The organism is Paenibacillus psychroresistens, assembly GCF_009728935.1.
GTDB classification, from domain to species: domain Bacteria; phylum Bacillota; class Bacilli; order Paenibacillales; family NBRC-103111; genus Paenibacillus_AC; species Paenibacillus_AC psychroresistens.
The window spans coordinates 2,984,819-3,004,305 of sequence record NZ_CP034235.1 but is presented as its reverse complement, the minus strand read 5'-3'; the positions used below and the strand labels follow the sequence as shown (position 1 = coordinate 3,004,305).

The following is a 19,487-nucleotide window of genomic DNA, read 5'->3' as shown; positions in this document are numbered from 1 at the left end:
ACAGAAAAAAGCATTTCAACTCACCAAGTCCCCCGACCTTGTGATTGAAATGCTTTTTATTTAAGCTAAATTACTTCCCAAACTCCTGAGGGTTTGCTCTCCATGATTGCATTAAGGAAATATCTTGCAGTTGAATGTTACCCAACTCTACGGCTGTTTCCAACAATACTGTATAATCCGTTAAAGTTTGTACAGGAATGTTAGCTGCAGCGAAAACCCCAGCCGCTTTTTCGAATTGATAAGTAAAGATAGCAAGAACAGCAAGCGCTTGTCCACCAGCTTCATTAACAGCCAATGCAACCTTCAAAGAGCTTCCGCCAGTTGAGATCAAATCCTCAATCACGACTACCTTTTGCCCCGATTTTAAAGCACCTTCGATCATGTTCTCTTTTCCATGGCCTTTAGGTTTATCACGTACATAGATCATCGGCAGATTCAGCTTCTGAGCGACCCATGCTGCATGTGGAATGCCGCCTGTAGCTGCTCCAGCAATTACTTCAGCATCTGGATATTGCTCCCTAATAATGGCAGCAAAGCCGTCTGCGATCAGATCACGAATCTCTGGATAGGAAATCGTCAAACGATTATCACAATAAATCGGTGATTTAATGCCTGATGCCCAAGTGAACGGTTCATTGGGACGAAGCGCTACTGCGCCGATATTTAACAATGAGCTTGCGATTTGTTTACGTAAGGTTTGCGTTGTGCTCAACTAGATCAGCTCCTCAAGAATAGTTTCCAACGCTTTCCGCGGATCAGTCGCTGCAGTAATCGGTCGCCCAATTACGATGTAATCCGTACCTTGACTGAAAGCTTCCTGCGGTGTCATTACACGAGATTGATCGCCAATTGCAGCTCCTGTAGGACGAATCCCAGGTGTTACGGTAATGAAGCTGCTTCCCAGCTGCTGCTTAATTCTCAACACTTCATGTGGTGAAGCAACTACTCCATCCAAGTCAGCGGCTTGAGCCAATTGAGCGTACTTGAGAACGGCCTGCTCCACTGTTCCCGTCAAGCCAATTTCATCATTAAGCATTTGCTGGCTTGTGCTGGTAAGCTGGGTAACTGCGATGACTAACGGTCTTTCCGCCTTGCCACTCGTTAGCCCCTTATCCACACCTTCTAAAGCCGCTTCCAGCATAAGCTTCCCGCCAGCAGCATGGATATTGAACATATCCACACCTAAGCGGGTCAAGCTTTCTGCTCCACCTTTAACCGTGTTGGGAATATCGTGCATTTTTAAATCGAGAAATACTTTGTAGCCTTGCTCCTTCAAATACAGCACAAAGCTTGGACCAGCCGCATAGAACAATTGCATGCCGACTTTCATATAACAAGGAATGCCTTGAAGCTCCTTCAACAGAAGCTTCGCTTCATCCGCACTTGAATAATCCAGAGCGACCATAATTCTTCCGGCATGATCTTCATCTTTAGTTGTCCCTTGAGCTTGCAGCTTTTCATTCATCATCGTTGCAGTACCGTATTACCTGGCATTGGAGTCATAATCGCATTAAGCGGCATTGGGTTCGTTGCAAAATTAATCGTCTCCAGCATAACCTGCAGCGCACGTACGGTATCCAAGGATGTCATACAAACAATGCCGTTTTCTACTGCTTCACGACGGATTCGGAAGCCATCACGTTCTGGAGCCTTACCCTTAGTCAGAGTATTGACTACAAAGTGGGCTTCGCCATTGCGGATCAAGTCAAGAATATTCGGTGATCCTTCGCTTAGCTTGTTCACGGTTGTTACACGCAGACCCGCATCTGTAAATGCGATTGCAGTGCCGCCAGTTGCCACGATTTTATAGCCCATGCGGTCAAAGCCTCGAAGAATTTCGATAGCTTCTTCCTTATCTTTATCGGCAACAGTCACAATAATGGAGCCAGTTGGCGGAATTTTCATCCCTGATCCAATCAAACCTTTGTACAAGGCTTTGGCGAATACTTTATCGCGTCCCATAACTTCACCAGTTGATTTCATTTCAGGCCCGAGCGTTGTATCTACACGACGCAGCTTAGCAAACGAGAACACAGGTACTTTAACCGAAACATACTCATCTTCTGGCCATAGACCATTCTCATAGCCAAGCTCCTTGAGCTTTTTGCCCATGATCAGCTTAGTAGCTACATTCGCCATCGGAATTTTGGTCACCTTGCTTAAGAAAGGCACCGTTCTCGAAGAACGCGGGTTAACTTCAATGACATAAACCTCATTGTTAAAAATAACATATTGGATGTTGACTAACCCAATAACATTTAATGCCAAAGCTATTTTCTCTGTAATCGCACAAATTTTCGCCTTAATCTCAGCAGAAAGCGACTGCGGAGGATATACCGCAATGGAGTCACCGGAGTGAACGCCTGCGCGCTCTACATGCTCCATAATTCCTGGGATAAGCACCGTTTCACGGTCGCAGATCGCGTCAACTTCAACCTCTTTACCCAGCATGTAACGGTCAATTAACACCGGATGCTCTGGATTAATCGTTACTGCGTATTCCATGTAGCTCAACAATTCTTCATCACTATAAACGATTTCCATAGCACGCCCACCTAGTACATACGAAGGACGAACCAAGACCGGATAACCAAATCTCGATGCAACACCTACAGCTTGATCGACTGAAGTAACAGTACCGCCAGGAGGTTGAGCAATATTCAAGCTGGTTAATAAAGCTTCGAATTTCTTGCGATCTTCAGCAGCATCAATGTCAGCCAAATCCGTACCAAGAATTTTAACGCCTGCTTTAGAAAGCGGAGCAGCTAGGTTAATCGCCGTTTGCCCACCGAATTGCACGATAACGCCAATTGGTTTTTCACGTTCAATGACATTCATTACATCTTCGAAGAACAAAGGTTCAAAATAAAGTCGGTCAGAAGTACTGAAATCCGTTGAAACTGTTTCTGGGTTGTTATTGATGATTACTGCCTCGTAACCTGCTTCTTGAATCGCCCAGACTGCATGTACAGTTGAATAGTCGAATTCAATTCCTTGGCCGATGCGAATTGGACCTGAGCCCAATACAACAACCTTCTCCTTAGTTGTTTCAAGCACTTCATCTTCTGTTTCATATGTCGAATAGTAGTAAGGTGTTGAAGCTTCAAATTCAGCCGCACAGGTATCTACCATTTTATAAACAGGGATCAAACCAAGCCCTTTGCGGTAAATCCGAATTTCATTCTCGTTCGTATAAGTAAGCCCACGTCCAGCATTGCTGCGAATCTCAGCAATCGCACGATCCGTAAAGCCTTTGCGTTTAGCTTCGTACAACAAGTCATAGCTTAGTTCAGTTGCTTGAATGTCGGTTTCAAATGAAACCAAGCCTTGCAGCTTGTGCAGGAACCACCAGTCAATATTCGTTAGCTGTTGAATTTCTTCTAAGGTATAACCCATACGATAAGCTTCAGCAATTAGGAAAATTCGCTCATCATCCGGCTTTTGCAATCTAAGCTCAAGAACATCTCTAGCAATCCCTACAGCTTCCTTAAGGAACAAGCGATGTACGCCAATTTCTAATGAACGAATTGCTTTATGAATCGATTCCTCAAAGGTCCGGCCAATCGCCATAACCTCTCCAGTTGCTTTCATTTGAGTGCCTAATTTACGGTTTGCCGCAACGAATTTATCAAACGGCCAACGAGGTATTTTTGAAACAATGTAATCCAAAGCTGGCTCGAAGCAAGCATAGGTTTGTCCTGTAACTGGGTTAACAATCTCGTCCAATGTGTAACCGATAGCAATCTTAGCGGCCATCTTCGCAATCGGATAACCAGTTGCTTTAGAAGCAAGTGCCGATGAGCGGCTAACACGAGGATTAACCTCAATTACATAATATTGAAAGCTTTGTGGATCAAGTGCGTACTGTACGTTACAGCCACCCTCGATATTAAGCGCGCGGATAATTTTTAGTGAAGCGGAACGCAGCATTTGATATTCACGATCAGACAAGGTTTGGCTAGGTGCAACAACGATGCTATCCCCTGTATGTACGCCAACCGGATCAAAATTCTCCATATTACAAACCACTATACAGTTGTCGTTTGCATCACGCATAACTTCATATTCAACTTCTTTAAGGCCCGCAATACTCTTCTCAACTAGACATTGTCCAATTGGACTATAACGAATCCCAGCTGTAACAATCTCGATCAATTCTTCTTCGGTGTTGCAAATCCCGCCGCCAGTTCCACCTAATGTATAAGCAGGGCGGATGATAAGCGGAAAGCCTATCTCCCGTGAGAATTCTACAGCTTCGTCAATCGCAGTAACAATAATGCTATCGGGAATCGGTTGTTCTAATTCCTTCATAAGCTCTTTGAATAAATCGCGATCCTCGGCTTGCTCAATGGCGAACAATTGAGTTCCTAGCAGTTTAACATTTTCTCTTTCCAAAACGCCTGCTTTAGCTAATTCCACAGCCATATTCAAGCCCGTTTGGCCACCTAATGTTGGCAAAAGACCGTCTGGACGCTCTTGACGAATGATTTGTGTAACAAATTCCAAAGAGATGGGCTCAATGTAAACCTTATCTGCCATGTTAGTATCCGTCATGATCGTAGCTGGATTACTGTTGATCAAGACAACCTCAATACCCTCTTCTCTTAATGCTTGACAGGCTTGTGTTCCCGCATAATCAAACTCAGCTGCCTGACCAATCACAATCGGACCGGATCCGATAACCAATATCTTTTTTAGTGCCTTATTTTTGGGCATATTGTAAATCTCCTTTCGGTGCAGTTGCTTTAGCCAACTGAGCAGCAGCTAACATTTTAGTTTGCTGAGTGGCTTGTGGATTATCTAGTTTATAGGTACGAATCATATCGATGAATTGATCGAATAAATAACTGGAATCAAAAGGTCCTGGTGCAGCTTCTGGGTGATATTGAACGGAGAAAGCTGCATGTTTAGTATGCTTCAAGCCTTCGATGGTTTTATCATTATTGTTGATATGAGTGACTTCAAGTCCTGTGTTCAAAACGGATTCTTCCAAAACCGTATAACCATGATTCTGTGAAGTGATGTAGCAACGATTCGTTTTCAAATCCTTTACAGGGTGATTCCCACCGCGATGTCCAAATTTCAATTTAACTGTATCCGCACCGCAAGCCAGAGCGAACAGCTGATGCCCCAAACAAATCCCGAAAATCGGAATTTCACCAAGCAATTCAGCAATTGTTTTTACAGCTTCAGGCACGTCTTTCGGATCCCCAGGACCATTCGACAGCATAATTCCGTCTGGAGCAAGACGGCGAATTTGATCAGCCGTAGCATCATGAGGCACAACAACCACATCACAGCCGCGCTTAGTTAAATCATGCAGAATTCCAGCCTTAGAACCGTAATCGACTAGTACGATACGTTCCTTTTCCCCACGGAAGCTGTAGACACTTTTAGTCGAAACCTGTGCTACTTGATCCGTCATCAAGCTCATTGCCGTTAACTGCTCTTGCAGCTCTCCAACTGATTTCTGAGAAGTCGTGAGAATACCCTTCATCGTCCCATAGTTACGAAGAATACGTGTTAGCATTCTTGTATCAATACCGCTTAGACCTATAATGCCATATTCTTTCAACAGATTATCAATTGTATATTGGGAACGCCAGTTGCTTGGCGCCACTTCATGCTCGCGCACAACAAAGCCATGTATAAAAGGTCTCACCGATTCAAAATCATCGCGTGTGATTCCATAATTTCCGATTAGCGGGTATGTCATCGTTACAATCTGACCACAATAGGAGGGATCTGACAACACCTCTTGATAACCCGTCATTCCTGTATTAAAAACGACCTCACCTGTCGATTCACCTTCACTGCCAAACGATTTCCCTGTAAAAATAGTTCCATCTTGCAATAACAATCTTGCTTGCATGACCATCTCTCCTTTTGTCAAAGCTATTTATTCACTCCACACTACTTTACCTGCAACCATAGTTAACTTAGGCCAGCCCTTGAGCTTCCAGCCTGTAAAAGGGGTATTCCTTGACTTAGATGCAAAAGTAGTTGGATCAACTGCTTTCTCCTGCTCTAAATCGATTATTGTTAAATCCGCATCTGCACCAATTTCTATCCGTCCAGAAGTTAGCTTGAAAACATCTGCTGGCTTGCTTGTCATCCGCTCTAACAAGAAGGCTAAAGTCCACCGGCCGGTTGCAACAAACTTTGTATATAACAAGGGGAATGCCGTTTCAAAGCCTACGATGCCAAACGGTGCCAAATTCATCCCTTTTGCTTTCTCTTCTTCACTATGTGGAGCGTGATCCGTGATTAAAATATCGATCGTGCCATCTTCTAAAGCTTCTATACAAGCTTCCATATCTCTGCGTGAGCGCAAAGGCGGATTCATTTTCCAATTGGCATCCATACCCGGGATGTCTTCTTCGCATAATAATAGATGATGCGGACAAACCTCCGCAGTCACTTTAACCCCAATTTGCTTGCCTAAGCGAATTAAGCGAATCGATTGCTCCGTGCTGACATGACACACATGATAATGAACCCCAGTAGCCTCTGCTAGCAAAATATCTCGCCCCACATGAATCGCTTCCGACTCATTAGGAATCCCCTTCAAACCATGCTTGGTTGCGAAAGTTCCTTCGTTTACAGGAGCGCCCTCCACTAATGTATTATCTTCACAATGTGCGATAATCGGCATTCCCATGGCTGCTGCCTTTGCCATTGCATCCTTCATCATCTGTGCACTTTGGACACCTACACCGTCATCCGTAAAACCAATGACGCCTGCTGCTTTTAGTGCTGCAAAATCAGTCAGCTCGCGGCCAAGCTCATTTTTCGTAATGCATCCGTAAGGGAGCACACGTACTATGCCTTCTTGCTCGGCTTTATCAAGCACATATTTCACCGTTTCTACCGTGTCAATGACTGGTCTTGTGTTCGGCATACAAGCGATTGTTGTAAAGCCCCCGCGTGCTGCAGAGCGTGTTCCTGATGCAATTGTTTCCTTATGCTCAAAGCCTGGCTCGCGGAGATGGACGTGCATATCAATTAAGCCTGCTGAGATAAGTGCGCCTTTGGCATCTATAACCTCATGTCCGTCTGTTGCCGGCAGCGCATCGCCACTCGCTTTAACTATCTGAGCGATTTTACCTTGCTCTATGTAAAGATGGGATAATGTTGTTTCAAGCTCATTGTGAACTAACGTACCGTTTATAATCCAAATCCCCATGATTTCTTCCTCACTCCATCCAAGTTGATTTTTAGGTTAGGATAATGCTCTTTCAATAACTGACATTCGAATCGGTACACCATGACCGATTTGCGTGAAGATTTTGGAGCGTTGGCATTCAACTAACTCATCGTCGATTTCAACATTGCGGTTGATTGGCGCGGGATGCATGATAATCGCATGTGCCTTCATTCTTGAGGCTCTTTCCACCGTTAATCCGAACTGCGCTCTATATTCTAAAGAAGATGGTGTAATTTGCCCCTCTTCATGTCGTTCTAATTGTACCCGCAGCATCATAACTACATCCGCTTGCAAGGCTTCTTCCATAGTAATATAATCCGCAAGTCCGTCTAAGTCATGCGCATGCATATTATCTGGTGCACAGAAGCTTACTTTGGCTCCCATCGCTTGTAAAGCCCAGAGGTTGGAGCGCGCAACTCGACTATGCATAATATCACCAATAATAACAACATGCAGTCCGCGAACTTCACCAAAATGCTTACGCATTGTATAAACATCCAATAAAGCCTGGGTCGGATGCTCATTATGTCCATCTCCTGCATTGATTAGAGGAATACTCATTTTACTAGCTAGATCAGGCAATACTCCATTGGGCTTCATGCGAATGACACCTGCGTCAATTCCCATAGCTTCTAACGTTTTCACCGTATCGTAAATGGATTCGCCTTTTTGTACGCTTGATACCGCGGCTGAGAAGTTCAGCACTTGAGCACCTAAACGTTTTTCAGCTAGCTCAAAAGAAAATCGCGTACGTGTGCTATTCTCAAAAAACATATTAGCAATGAATTTTCCTTGCAGAAAATGAGTCACCTTAGCAGGATATTGCTCCCAAAAAGCAGCTCTGTCCAGAATTGATGTTATCTCCTGTGCACTCATGCCCTTTAAACCAATTAAATGCTTGATTGATTGAGTTTTAGTTTTTACCTGTGCCATTCCGCATTACCTCCCAGTTTGATTGATCAATACTTGATCGATTTCATCCACTTCTTCAAGGAGGACTTCAATCTCTTCCATCTTCGAAGTCGGAACGTTCTTTCCAACATAATCGGGGCGAATCGGCAATTCTCGGTGTCCACGGTCTACCAATACGGCAAGCTGGATCATTTCCGGTCTTCCCATATCCATCAAAGCATCCATAGCTGCTCTTACCGTTCGGCCTGTATAAAGCACATCATCGAAAAGGATCAGCTTTTTGCTGCGGATTTCCAAGGCTTGATTGGTGGTAATGGCATTTCCACTTTGCTTACTAGCAATATCATCGCGGTATAAAGTTACATCTATCTCGCCTACCGCAATTGGCATGTGTTCGATGTCCTGAATCAATTGAGCAATCCGTTGAGCTAAGAAAATACCCCGTGTCCGAATTCCAATCAGCATACAGTTAGCCACGCCTTTATTCTTTTCCAGGATCTCATGGGCAATGCGTGTAAGAGCTCGGCGCATTGCTATTTCGTCCATCAAAACAAGCTTTCCGGGTTCTGCCATACATGGACCTTCTTTCGGTAAGGATCGATAATTCCGTCTATCAGCATTTTGGGGCAAAAAAAAACCTCTAAGCCCGTAAGCAAGAGGTTTGTACAAAGACAGCATGTTCTCATACAGAGTCAATTTCAACCCAAAGGTTGAAATCTTGTCCGATCTAGAAATTCAGCTTGTTTGTCGTTCACCTTGCCAGTCTCTCGGGACTGCATTAAAGGCACTATTCGATTAAAAGAATTATCGCATTTTCGACAAAAGATGTCAACTCGGTTTTAAAAAGCGAAAGCCCTTTGAAAGGACCTCCGCCTGAATATTCAACTATTAAAATTTAATATTTCGAATACGCTCAATAGCTCGTTCTGTATTTTCCAAGCTGCCGAATGCCGTTAAGCGGAAGTAGCCTTCACCACTTTGACCGAAACCAACGCCTGGCGTACCCACGATGTTTGCCGTTTGCAACAGCTTATCGAAGAACTCCCATGAGCCGAAGCCTTCAGGTGTTTTCAACCAAATATAAGGTGCATTGACTCCGCCGTATACTTCAAAGCCTAAACTTGAGATACCTTCGCGAATGATCTTTGCATTGTTCATGTAATATTGAACTAGCTTGCTGATTTGCTCTTTGCCTGCATCGGAATAAATCGCTGCAGCACCTTTTTGCGTAATATAGGATACTCCATTAAATTTAGTTGTTTGACGACGATTCCAGAGATCTCTTAAAGTAATTTCATTACCTTGCTCGTCATACGCCTTTACTTCTTTAGGAACTACCGTATAAGCGCAACGTACGCCAGTGAAGCCCGCTGTTTTAGAAAGGCTGCGGAACTCAATCGCTACTTCACGCGCACCTTCAATTTCATAAATGCTGCGAGGAACATCATCTTCTTGGATATAAGCTTCATAAGCTGAGTCATAAAGAATAATACATTTATTCGCCTTAGCGAAATCAACCCACTTCTTTAATTCGTCTTTAGATAAAGTCATGCCCGTTGGATTGTTTGGATAACAAAGATAAATCAAGTCAACCTTGCGATCAGGCAGTGAAGGAATAAATTTGTTATCCGAATTACAAGGTAGGTATACGATATTCTCATAACGATTGGTTAGCTTGCTGTAGTTACCTGAACGTCCAGCCATTACATTACTATCTACATAAACCGGATATACAGGATCTGTTACAGCGATAATAGTGTCATTGCTAAAAATTTCTTGAATATTGCTGACATCACATTTCGAGCCATCGCTAACGAAAACCTCATCCGTTTGGATGTTGATGCCGCGAGCTGCATAATCATGCTCAACAATTTGCTGCAGTAGAAAATCATAGCCTTGCTCAGGGCCGTAGCCTTTAAATGTTTTTGTATCCGTCATATCCTCGACTGCTGCATGAAGACTTGCTATAACTGCATCCGGAAGTGGACGTGTAACATCGCCAATACCTAAGCTGATAATATCTGCTTGTGGATTTTCGCTAATAAATTTAGTTCTTCTTTTTGCAATTTCGGAGAAAAGATAGCTGCCTTGCAGCTGAAGATAATTCTGATTAACCTTTGCCATGAATGAATTGCTCCTTTTATAATCCATAATGTTTGTTTCATCATCACACTACTTTACCATCTATGCCTATATTTTTTCAAGCATTTATGAACGATCCCTTAGCATTTGCAATAACAATTGCATATCCTCAGGTAATGGAGCTTTAAACTCAAGATACTCCCCTGTTCGCGGATGTACAAAGCCTAAAACCTCAGCATGCAGAGCTTGTCCATCGATAAACTCGTTGCGCCCTCCACGTCCATAAGAGGGGTCTCCCATCAACGGATGCTTAATGAATTTCATATGCACGCGAATTTGGTGAGTACGTCCCGTTTCAAGCTTTAACTCCACTAACGTATTCTCCGAGAAACGCTCTTGAACTAAGAAATGAGTAATAGCTTCTTTACTATTACGTTCCGTTACCGTATAAAGCTTACGGTCGTGAGGGTCTCTGCCGATTGGCGCATCAATGGTCCCATTCTCATGGGAGATGACACCTTGAACAAAAGCTAGATATTTGCGCGTAACCGTATGATTCTTCAATTGTTCCGCTAAGCTTGAGTGTGCTAAATCATTTTTGGCAGCCATTAATAAACCAGAGGTATCTTTATCGATGCGATGAACGATCCCCGGTCGCATGACCCCATTTATTCCAGAGAGGTCTTTACAGTGAAACATCAACCCATTAACCAAAGTTCCAGAGTAATGTCCAGGTGCAGGATGTACGACCATCCCTCTTGGCTTATTGATTACGATGACATCACTATCTTCATAAACAACATCCAGCTCCATTTCTTCAGAAGCTATATCAAGCTCAACTGGCTCTGGGATTATCAAAACGATTTCATCCATTGCGCGCAGCTTATAATTCGTTTTCACAGCTTTGCCATTAACTTTAATATGCTCATCCTTAACCCATTGCTGAACCTGGGTACGCGAAAATCCTTCTTCCAAAGAATCCGCGATGTACTTATCTATCCGTTCACCCGCTTGCTCTGGTTCTACGGTTAAATCATGGCTATTCAATTGTTCCAGATCCATAGGCTTCATTGCTTTTCCCTCTTCTTTCTTTCAACCAACCTCGTAATGCATCAATAAATATCAGTACTACACCTACCGTAATTGCCGTATCTGCAAAGTTGAAAATCGCAAATGTATAATCAACAGCATGTCCGAAAAATGAAAAAACAAAATTAAATTGCAAAAAATCGACAACTTCCCCTTTGAATACCCGATCAGTAAAGTTACCCAGTGCTCCACCAATTAGAAAACTAATCGCTACGGCTAATAAGCGTTTCTTTTCCCGTAGCATTTTCTGCAAATACCAAATCATCCCAATGACTACAATCACCGTAATAATATAGAAAAACCATTGTTGTCCTTCGAGGATACTAAAAGCAGCCCCACTATTCCGATGCGAAGTAATTAGAAAAAAATCCCCAATTACAGAACGTGATTCGTACAAAGTAAAATTATGTACGATCAACCATTTCGTCGCCTGATCGATAAGAATCAAAAGCAATGCCAAAGCATAATAAATCAATTTTGGGTCCACCTTTCACTGCATTAAGGGTAAGTTTACCTCTCTTAGTATAACGCGACTCGGTGAATAATAAGCAATAGCAAGCGCGATGAAAGGAGATAACTCTAATGAATCCACTATCTAAATTACAAAAAGCTGAACTAAAGCAGCTGCTACTTGAGCAAAAATCCAGTTTATCCAAGCTTCTAGAAAACAGCGACAATTATGGACTGGCCTCATCTCTCCGAGAATCCTCTGGAGAATTATCGAATTATGATAATCATCCAGCCGATAATGCAACGGATTTATACGAAAAAAGCAAGGATCTAGCCCTTAACGAGAACACGGAAATGCACTTAGCTGAGGTCGAAGAGGCTTTATCAAGAATTGATTCTCAAAATTATGGCTTATGTGATCGTTGCAATCAACCCATACCTTTTGAAAGACTACAAATCCTTCCAGAAACTCGCTTTTGTGTTGCACATTCGCCAGAGCAAGAAATTTCTGATAATCGCCCTATTGAAGAAGAGGTATTAGCCATTCCATATGGACCAACGAGCGCAGACAGCTATGCCAAACAAGATCATTTTAATGGGGATGATGCTTGGCAAATTGTCGAAAGCTGGGGCAATGCCGATTCACCAGCTATGTCGTCGAATCGCGAAGTGCACAACTACAACGATTTATTCAATGATGCTGAAGAAAGTGAAGGCTACGTTGAAGCTTATGAGAGCTTTATTGCGACTGATATTTATGGAAAGCATGTATCCATTGTACGAAATAAAGCTTATCGTGAATATATAGCTAACCAAGAAGGTGAACCTCTTTTAGAGCCAGATAATCTTGATTAATTGTTTATTCAATGGCAAGACCGAAACCTGAGGACAGAACAGCGACAATTTATCCACCTTCGCTTAATATGAATTCAGTAATCGGTTTTGCTTATTAAACCTCATAATGAGCTGAAACAACCTCAGCACAACGTTTACAAAGAGTTGGATGAACCGGACTTTCGCCTACTTCAGATGTTACATTCCAGCATCGCTCACACTTTTCACCTTCAGCTGATGTCACCCGAACGGCTAGTTTTTTAAATTGGATCGCCTCATCTGGAATGCTGCTTTCTGTATGCACGACTACCTTTGAAACAATAAACAATTGTTCCAATTGTTCGAACTTTGACAATAAACCAGCAGTAGCTTCATCCACATATAAATCAATTGTTGCTCCTAATGCATTGCCGATTAGTTTCTTAGCCCGTGCATCTTCCAGTGCTTTTAGAACGTCATCCCGAATTTCAATGAACTCCAGCCATTTATGCTCTAAAGCTGCATCATATCGATTCTGCTCGACCTTAGGCATCTGAGAGAGCTGCACACTGATTTGTTCAACACCCGGAATGAACTTCCAGATTTCATCCGCAGTATGAGGTAGAACTGGTGCAATTAAGCGAGTAATCGTTGTTAAAGCTTCGTACAAAACAGTCTGAGCCGCTCTTCTCCCTGCACCATTAGGAGAACTTGCATAAAGGCGATCTTTAACAATATCCAGATAAAGCGCACTTAAATCCACTGCACAGAAATGATGCACGGATTGGTAAACAATGTGGAACTCATAGCTTTCATAAGCCGCTAAAACGCGTTCAGACATTTGATCCAGCTGTCCCAAAGTAAAACGATCCAATTCATCCAGCTGATCTTCACTCACTTGATCTGTCGATGGATCAAAACCAGCTAAATTACTTAACAAGAATCTTAAGGTGTTGCGGATTTTACGGTAAACTTCTGTTATTTGGCTAAGGATATTGTCCGAAATTCGTACATCCGATTGATAATCAACGGAAGAAACCCACAGACGCAAGATATCAGCACCTAAGCTATTGCAAACTTTGTTGGGATCAATAGTATTGCCTAAAGATTTAGACATCTTCTTGCCTTCACCATCTAGTGCAAAACCATGACTCAGAATTGCCTTGTATGGCGAGCTGCCACGCACTGCAGTACCTGTAATTAAGGATGAGTTATACCAGCCGCGATATTGATCTGAGCCTTCCATGTATAAATCAGCAGGCCATTGCAGCTCTGGACGGGATTCTAGAACAGCTATGTGGCTTGAGCCTGAATCGAACCATACATCCATAATATCATTTTCTTTACGAAATTGATCGTGCCCGCATTCAGGACAGGTAATCCCATCAGGTAAAAGCTCTTTTTCATCCTTAATGAACCAGACATTCGAGCCTTCCGCTTCAAACACAGAGGCTACCTTCTCAATAGTTTGCTCATTGACCAGAGGATGATTACAGCTGCGGCAATAAAAAATCGGAATCGGAACTCCCCAAGCACGCTGTCTAGAAATACACCAATCTCCACGATCGGCAATCATATTATGCAAACGCAGCTCGCCCCAGTGAGGGGTCCAATTCACTTTTTTAATTTCTTCAAGCATTTCAGCTCTAAATTTATCAATCGATGCGAACCATTGCTCTGTTGCCCGATAAATAACTGGCTTCTTGGTTCTCCAATCATGTGCGTATTGATGCACAACCGAGCTAAGCTTTAATAAATGTCCGCTTTCTTGGAGTCTGTCTGTTATCAGCGTATTAGCTTTTTCATAATAAATCCCTTCATAACCAGGGGCTTCTAGTGTGAATTTCCCTTGATCATCAATCGGACATAAGACACCCAGGTTATAACGTTGGCCAATACTAAAGTCATCCTCACCGTGACCAGGTGCAGTGTGAACACAGCCTGTTCCCGCTTCTAAAGTTACATGCTCGCCTACCATAACTAAGGACTCACGGTCGTAAAAAGGATGCTGGCAGGTAACGAATTCCAAGTCTGCTCCGAGAATTTTATCAAGAACTTTAACTTCGTTCCATTCTAATTCCTTAGAAACACTCTCCAATAAACCTTCTGCAACTATATATTTTTTCGCGTTAACTTCTACAACTACATAAATGAACTTAGGATTTAAACTAATTCCCAAGTTAGCAGGCAGCGTCCAAGGAGTCGTTGTCCAAATGACGATTGCCGCATCCTGAGGCAGCTTGCCTTTACCATCTTTAACTTGAAACGCTACATATATGGAAGGAGAAGTTTTCTCCTTATATTCGATTTCAGCTTCAGCTAATGCACTCTCAGAGGATGGAGACCAATATACCGGTCGCAGTCCTTTGTAGATATAACCTTTTTTAACCATATCGCCAAAAACACGAATTTGCTGTGCTTCATATTGAGGCTGTAGAGTGATATATGGGTTTTCCCAATCACCTCGGATAGCTAAGCGCTGAAATTGTACTTTTTGTTTCTCTACCCAGCTTAGCGCATATTCCTTACAGTATTCTCTGAATTCAGAGATACTCATTTTCTTACGATCCACCTTGCCGCCATTCGTAATGGCCTGTTCAATCGGCAAGCCATGTGTATCCCAGCCTGGTACAAAAGGTGAATCAAAGCCTTGAAGCGATTTATAGCGCACAATGATATCCTTAAGTATCTTATTCAAAGCATGCCCAATATGAATATCTCCATTAGCATATGGAGGACCATCATGAAGGATAAATTTCGGTTTGCCTTTACTTTGAGCTTGAACCTGTGCATAAATATCAATTTCGTCCCACCATTGCTGAATTTTCGGTTCTGCTTGTGGCAAATTTCCTCGCATAGGGAAATCTGTTTGCGGTAAGTTCAAGGTTTTTCCATAATCCATCTTTCTACACTCCTCTTTTTCAGTAAATAGACAAAAAAAACCTCCATCCCAAAGGGACGAAAGTTAACTCGCGGTACCACCCTAATAAGCTTCATGCTGTATAGAATACAGCATAAACCCCACTCGATGATTGTTAACGGAATCACCCGATACTCTTTACAGCTTACTTATTCAAGAGATACTCGTGGATGATATTCCAACGTGAATGAATATTAGGCTCTCACCAATTCCTAATTCGCTGCTTTCATTCCTTCGTTGTACTCGTCCCATTCATCGCTTTCTGATGTACATTAATTAAATGGAGTATAGCGGATTTAACGGACTACGTCAATAAATCGCAACTTACTGTTACTCTAATCCAGTCCGAGTTTCTAAAGTATCCCAGCCTTCGGTTTGGATAAGCTCCAATTGAGCTTCAACCAGCATCCGAAAACGTGTGCGATACACGGAAGCTTGCTTCTTTAACTCTTCAGTTTCCAGAGCAATTCTTCCAGATTTAACTAAGGATTCATTGATGATCCGATCTGCATTCTTCTCAGCTTCACGCATAACGAGCTGAGCTTCTTTTTTGGCATTCATCTTAACTTCTTCTGCTGTTTCTTGCGCAACAATTAACGTCTTGCTTAATGTTTCTTCCATTGTCGCAAAGTGGCTTAAGCGCTCTTGTACGGTCTGAACCTGGTTTTGCAATTCTTTGTTTTCGCGAATCATTGCCTCATAATCCTTGATTACTTGATCCAAAAATTCGTTAACCTGATCCTCGTCATAACCGCGCCAGCCTCTCTTAAATTCCTTGTTATGTATGTCTAACGGCGTTAATGGCATGATAAACCTCCTCAAAATAATAAACAATCCTTAAAAAGCAATTCGACAAAAAAAATAAAACTCCTGCAAAAGCAGAAGCAAAAAGCTGATCTTTACTTAAACCGACCAATTTTCATGCGTATTCTGCCTTTTTTAGACATTCCTTCGACTTCCAAAACTTTAAATCGACCAAGTCCTTGCACAGAAATGAGATCTCCTTCATTAAGCGGCTTGCTGGGATCTTCCTCAACCTTCCAGTTGACTCGACACTTCCCTGCCTTAATAGGCAGCAGCACTTTGGCTCGACTCAAGCGAAAAGCATCACTGACTATACCATCCATTCTTAACGAAGCTACGGAGATATGCATTTCCTCTAAATTAACCTTTGTGGGTTTGAATTGTTCCAATGGAATAATCTCGGTTTGCACAGCAACTTTATGAACCTGCTGAAGCTGGAGATGAAGATATGAGCTTGCTTCTGCAGCAACTAAGCAATGACAGCCTGATTCATGCACATGGATATCACCAATTTTATCACGTTTCATACCTAGGCCAAGAATCGAACCCATAAAATCACCATGAGTCAGGGTTAAAAACTTGCTATCCCCGCCTACAATGGATAAAACTTCAATGCCCATATCTTCTAGATCCATATGATAGTCCGGGGAAATGAGTGCGCGTTTTCTTTCTGCACCTTCATAGCCGCCATCAAATCGAACTATCACATTATCTGTTTTTTGAACAAGTGCTGTTACGATTACGGCTTGTCTTGGATCAAGAAAATCAGTTCTTTTCACCATATGCAGTTCACTTGCCTGAGAAATCCATTCCCAAGCTTTATCTACAAAATGATGCTCATCGGAGTGAAAATGTACATATAGCTGTTTGTTCATCGATTGCTTGTTCATTAGAATAGATTGCCTATAATCTCAACGATATATTGTATTCCTTTGATTACAAAACCTAATGCAAAGAATGCAATGATTGGTGAAACATCGATCATGCCGCCAATTGGAGGGATTAGTTTACGGAATGGAGCTAGATAAGGCTCGACAATCTTTCCAAGCAGCTCGCCAATAAAACTGTCTCTAATGTTCGGGACCCATGAAAGCAGAATATAAGCTATAAGCAACCACTTATAAATCGTTCCTAAATAAAAAATAAAATCATTAATACTGTTGACATTCATCGATTCTGTCACCTCTGTTTAGTGTTATCCGCTTAATCCTCACGCGCCTCTGAAATAGAACCCTGAATTTCTACAGAGTCTGGTGTGCATAAGAAAATGTTGGAGCCAATTTTTGATATGGAACCGTTCAAAGCATACACGGTACCGCTAAGAAAGTCTACAATCCTTATTGCTTGATCAGAACGAACCCGATGAAGATTAACAACAACAGGTCTGCGTGCACGAAGATGATCGGCAATTTCCTGAGTTTCTTCATACGTGCGAGGTTCATTTAGAACGACTCGTACATTTTTTTGCGAATGGATGCTTACGATATTCCCTTTGTTTTTACGTTGCTCAAAGGATTTGGTTTCATTCTCTTCAGGTGAATCTACAACTCGTTCTCTTTCGACAATCTCTTCTTCCTCTTGCAAGCCCAAGAAGTTCATAAATGTATTCATAACGCCCATAATAACACCAGCCTTCACCTATTATATTATTTGCCAACCAGTACAGAACCAAGTCGAACCCAAGTGGCTCCTTCTTCTATCGCAACCTCGAAGTCGTTAGACATGCCCATGGAAAGATGTGGAATAGAATAATCGAGAATTTGTCTAGCATTTAACTCATCACGCAAACGCCGTAATTCCCGAAATACAGGACGTGTTGATTCTTTCTCCGCCTCATAAGGGGCCATGGTCATTAGACCAACAATTCGAATATTAGGCAATTCGCGTAATTGCTCAGCGAATAAGAAGAACTCATCTGGAGCTAATCCGTATTTGGTTTCTTCACCAGATACATTTAACTGGATAAAGCAATCGACTTGAATGTTCAAAGCCAGCGCTTTTTTATGTAATTCTTCAGCTAATGAAAGCCTGTCCAAGGAATGAATAAACTGAAACTTGCCGATAACATCTTTTACTTTGTTCGTTTGCAGATGACCGATAAAATGCCAATTTGCTTCATCACCATAGGCTTCCCATTTCGCTTGCGCATCCTGCCAGCGGTTTTCGCCAATTTGCGTCAAGCCGCTGTGTATGGCTTCACCTGCAGCTTCAAGGGAGACATATTTAGTTACAGCAATAATTTGCACTTCTTCGCGCTTTCTGCCACTACGCAAGCAAGCTTCCAATACCCGCTGCTCTACTTCAATTGTACGTTCTTGCAATGACACTGGTGGCTCCACCTCATTCTATAATCCCTTAAATCAAACCAATCCAAGCAACCATTCTACCTGTTTTGCCATTTTCTTTGCGATGTGAAAAGAATAAATCGGTACGACAGCTTGTGCAGTACTCTGTTACTTCGATGTGCGACGGCAATATTCCTGCTTTCATCATAATTTGTCGGTTGATTTCTTGCAAGTTTAAAAGGAATTTGCCATTTTCCTTCTCTTTATACAGCGGGGGATCCTCTAAATCCCATAGCATGTCCTTGCCAAATATTTGCCATACTCGGTTCATAACGGTCTCATCTACTTCGAAGCAACAAATCCCGATAGAAGGTCCAATAGCGGCGATAATTTCATGTGGTTGACTATTATATTGCTGCTGCATCTGATTTATTGTAACTGCTGCTATTTCCTGAACGGAGCCTTTCCAACCAGCGTGAGCGAGACCGATAGCTTGATGGACTGGATCAAAAAAGTATAAAGGTACACAGTCCGCAAATAAAGCAGCTATGCATATATTCGTGCTTTGGGTTATAAAAGCATCCTTCGCTTGAAGCGCAGTTTCACGGGAATAAATACCCTTCCCTCGATCTATTGAAGTAAGTACTTCGACTTCATTGCCATGAACTTGCTCCGCATAAACCCAAGATTCGATGGGTAAATTAACCGAATTAGCCAAACGTTGTCGATTGAGCAGAACATCCTCTGTGTTATCTAGAACATGAAGTCCAATATTCAGTGAATGAAATGGGGCTGAGCTAACCCCGCCAGAACGGGAAGAAAATCCTACCTTAAGCTGTGGATATAGCTTCTGCCATGAATCAATAGTAAAAAGAGTAAGCTCCTTGCTATTTTCTTTTATAAACGGTTCCATTATGAATCCCTC

At 42.4% G+C, this 19,487-nt stretch carries 18 protein-coding genes and 1 other annotated feature; of the genes, 1 reads left to right on the top strand and 17 read right to left on the bottom strand.

Translation table 11 applies throughout. From position 1 onward, the window contains the following. Positions 1 to 70: 70 nt before the first annotated feature. From pyrE to lspA, 10 genes are all read right to left on the bottom strand, one after another. Positions 71 to 712, bottom strand: a complete 642-nt coding sequence (gene pyrE / locus EHS13_RS13480) for an orotate phosphoribosyltransferase (protein WP_155700840.1) — start codon at positions 710 to 712, stop codon at positions 71 to 73. After that, positions 713 to 1,468: an orotidine-5'-phosphate decarboxylase gene (gene pyrF / locus EHS13_RS13475; RefSeq protein ID WP_227013928.1), complete on the bottom strand. Its 756-nt coding sequence runs from the start codon at positions 1,466 to 1,468 to the stop codon at positions 713 to 715. Then, positions 1,465 to 4,716, bottom strand: coding sequence for a carbamoyl-phosphate synthase large subunit (gene carB, locus EHS13_RS13470; protein WP_155700839.1), 3,252 nt, complete (start codon positions 4,714 to 4,716; stop codon positions 1,465 to 1,467). Before carB ends, pyrF begins: the two co-directional genes overlap by 4 nt. Then, entirely contained in the window at positions 4,703 to 5,872 is a 1,170-nt protein-coding gene (locus EHS13_RS13465) for a carbamoyl phosphate synthase small subunit (protein ID WP_155700838.1), read from the bottom strand. Before EHS13_RS13465 ends, carB begins: the two co-directional genes overlap by 14 nt. A gap of 27 nt (positions 5,873 to 5,899) precedes the next feature. Continuing rightward, the gene (locus tag EHS13_RS13460; RefSeq protein ID WP_155700837.1) at positions 5,900 to 7,186 is read right to left on the bottom strand and encodes a dihydroorotase; all 1,287 of its coding nucleotides are present in this window, start codon (positions 7,184 to 7,186) and stop codon (positions 5,900 to 5,902) included. Between the two features lie 36 nt (positions 7,187 to 7,222). Then, a complete protein-coding gene (locus tag EHS13_RS13455) occupies positions 7,223 to 8,140 on the bottom strand; it encodes an aspartate carbamoyltransferase catalytic subunit (protein WP_155700836.1) in 918 nt (305 codons plus the stop codon). A gap of 6 nt (positions 8,141 to 8,146) precedes the next feature. Further along, positions 8,147 to 8,692: a bifunctional pyr operon transcriptional regulator/uracil phosphoribosyltransferase PyrR gene (gene pyrR / locus EHS13_RS13450; protein WP_155700835.1), complete on the bottom strand. Its 546-nt coding sequence runs from the start codon at positions 8,690 to 8,692 to the stop codon at positions 8,147 to 8,149. A 315-nt stretch (positions 8,693 to 9,007) separates the two neighbouring features. Further along, positions 9,008 to 10,243 (bottom strand): LL-diaminopimelate aminotransferase, encoded by a 1,236-nt coding sequence (locus EHS13_RS13445; RefSeq protein ID WP_155700834.1) that lies wholly within the window; start codon positions 10,241 to 10,243, stop codon positions 9,008 to 9,010. An 84-nt stretch (positions 10,244 to 10,327) separates the two neighbouring features. Then, on the bottom strand, positions 10,328 to 11,272 hold the full coding sequence (locus tag EHS13_RS13440; protein ID WP_155700833.1) for an RluA family pseudouridine synthase: 945 nt from the start codon (positions 11,270 to 11,272) through the stop codon (positions 10,328 to 10,330). Next, complete coding sequence (gene lspA, locus EHS13_RS13435; protein ID WP_155700832.1) at positions 11,241 to 11,765, bottom strand: signal peptidase II; 525 nt, start codon at positions 11,763 to 11,765, stop codon at positions 11,241 to 11,243. Before lspA ends, EHS13_RS13440 begins: the two co-directional genes overlap by 32 nt. 107 nt (positions 11,766 to 11,872) lie before the next feature. Here lspA and EHS13_RS13430 point away from each other — a divergent pair, with 107 nt between their 5' ends. Beyond that, on the top strand, positions 11,873 to 12,595 hold the full coding sequence (locus tag EHS13_RS13430; protein ID WP_155700831.1) for a TraR/DksA C4-type zinc finger protein: 723 nt from the start codon (positions 11,873 to 11,875) through the stop codon (positions 12,593 to 12,595). Between the two features lie 94 nt (positions 12,596 to 12,689). On the opposite strand, the gene ileS is transcribed toward EHS13_RS13430, so the two are convergent. The 7 genes from ileS to pgeF all read right to left on the bottom strand — a co-directional run bounded on the left by ileS (position 12,690) and on the right by pgeF (position 19,475). Next, positions 12,690 to 15,455 carry an isoleucine--tRNA ligase gene (ileS, locus tag EHS13_RS13425; protein ID WP_155700830.1) on the bottom strand — a complete coding sequence of 922 codons (2,766 nt, stop codon included), beginning with the start codon at positions 15,453 to 15,455 and terminating at the stop codon, positions 12,690 to 12,692. 49 nt (positions 15,456 to 15,504) lie between these two features. After that, positions 15,505 to 15,738: a binding site (T-box leader), on the bottom strand. Positions 15,739 to 15,803: 65 nt separating this feature from the next. Then, positions 15,804 to 16,280, bottom strand: a complete 477-nt coding sequence (locus tag EHS13_RS13420; RefSeq protein WP_155700829.1) for a DivIVA domain-containing protein — start codon at positions 16,278 to 16,280, stop codon at positions 15,804 to 15,806. A gap of 92 nt (positions 16,281 to 16,372) precedes the next feature. Further along, positions 16,373 to 17,152 (bottom strand): YlmH family RNA-binding protein, encoded by a 780-nt coding sequence (locus EHS13_RS13415; RefSeq protein ID WP_155705347.1) that lies wholly within the window; start codon positions 17,150 to 17,152, stop codon positions 16,373 to 16,375. 14 nt (positions 17,153 to 17,166) lie between these two features. After that, entirely contained in the window at positions 17,167 to 17,448 is a 282-nt protein-coding gene (locus EHS13_RS13410; RefSeq protein ID WP_155700828.1) for a YggT family protein, read from the bottom strand. A 32-nt stretch (positions 17,449 to 17,480) separates the two neighbouring features. Then, positions 17,481 to 17,897 (bottom strand): cell division protein SepF, encoded by a 417-nt coding sequence (locus EHS13_RS13405; RefSeq protein WP_155700827.1) that lies wholly within the window; start codon positions 17,895 to 17,897, stop codon positions 17,481 to 17,483. A gap of 26 nt (positions 17,898 to 17,923) precedes the next feature. Further along, on the bottom strand, positions 17,924 to 18,604 hold the full coding sequence (locus EHS13_RS13400) for a YggS family pyridoxal phosphate-dependent enzyme (protein WP_155700826.1): 681 nt from the start codon (positions 18,602 to 18,604) through the stop codon (positions 17,924 to 17,926). Between the two features lie 28 nt (positions 18,605 to 18,632). Next, positions 18,633 to 19,475: a peptidoglycan editing factor PgeF gene (pgeF, locus tag EHS13_RS13395; protein WP_155700825.1), complete on the bottom strand. Its 843-nt coding sequence runs from the start codon at positions 19,473 to 19,475 to the stop codon at positions 18,633 to 18,635. Positions 19,476 to 19,487 lie beyond the last annotated feature (12 nt).

Bases quoted from the DNA above. Each gene is read 5' to 3' on its own strand.
- pyrF (WP_227013928.1), bottom strand. From the start codon at position 1,468: ATGATGAATGAAAAGCTGCAAGCTCAAGGGACAACTAAAGATGAAGAT.
- carB (WP_155700839.1), bottom strand. From the start codon at position 4,716: ATGCCCAAAAATAAGGCACTAAAAAAGATATTGGTTATCGGATCCGGT.
- EHS13_RS13465 (WP_155700838.1), bottom strand. From the start codon at position 5,872: ATGCAAGCAAGATTGTTATTGCAAGATGGAACTATTTTTACAGGGAAA.
- EHS13_RS13460 (WP_155700837.1), bottom strand. From the start codon at position 7,186: ATGGGGATTTGGATTATAAACGGTACGTTAGTTCACAATGAGCTTGAA.
- EHS13_RS13455 (WP_155700836.1), bottom strand. From the start codon at position 8,140: ATGGCACAGGTAAAAACTAAAACTCAATCAATCAAGCATTTAATTGGT.
- pyrR (WP_155700835.1), bottom strand. From the start codon at position 8,692: ATGGCAGAACCCGGAAAGCTTGTTTTGATGGACGAAATAGCAATGCGC.
- EHS13_RS13445 (WP_155700834.1), bottom strand. From the start codon at position 10,243: ATGGCAAAGGTTAATCAGAATTATCTTCAGCTGCAAGGCAGCTATCTT.
- EHS13_RS13440 (WP_155700833.1), bottom strand. From the start codon at position 11,272: ATGAAGCCTATGGATCTGGAACAATTGAATAGCCATGATTTAACCGTA.
- EHS13_RS13430 (WP_155700831.1), top strand. From the start codon at position 11,873: ATGAATCCACTATCTAAATTACAAAAAGCTGAACTAAAGCAGCTGCTA.
- ileS (WP_155700830.1), bottom strand. From the start codon at position 15,455: ATGGATTATGGAAAAACCTTGAACTTACCGCAAACAGATTTCCCTATG.
- EHS13_RS13420 (WP_155700829.1), bottom strand. From the start codon at position 16,280: ATGCCATTAACGCCGTTAGACATACATAACAAGGAATTTAAGAGAGGC.
- EHS13_RS13415 (WP_155705347.1), bottom strand. From the start codon at position 17,152: ATGAACAAACAGCTATATGTACATTTTCACTCCGATGAGCATCATTTT.
- EHS13_RS13410 (WP_155700828.1), bottom strand. From the start codon at position 17,448: ATGAATGTCAACAGTATTAATGATTTTATTTTTTATTTAGGAACGATT.
- EHS13_RS13405 (WP_155700827.1), bottom strand. From the start codon at position 17,897: ATGGGCGTTATGAATACATTTATGAACTTCTTGGGCTTGCAAGAGGAA.
- pgeF (WP_155700825.1), bottom strand. From the start codon at position 19,475: ATGGAACCGTTTATAAAAGAAAATAGCAAGGAGCTTACTCTTTTTACT.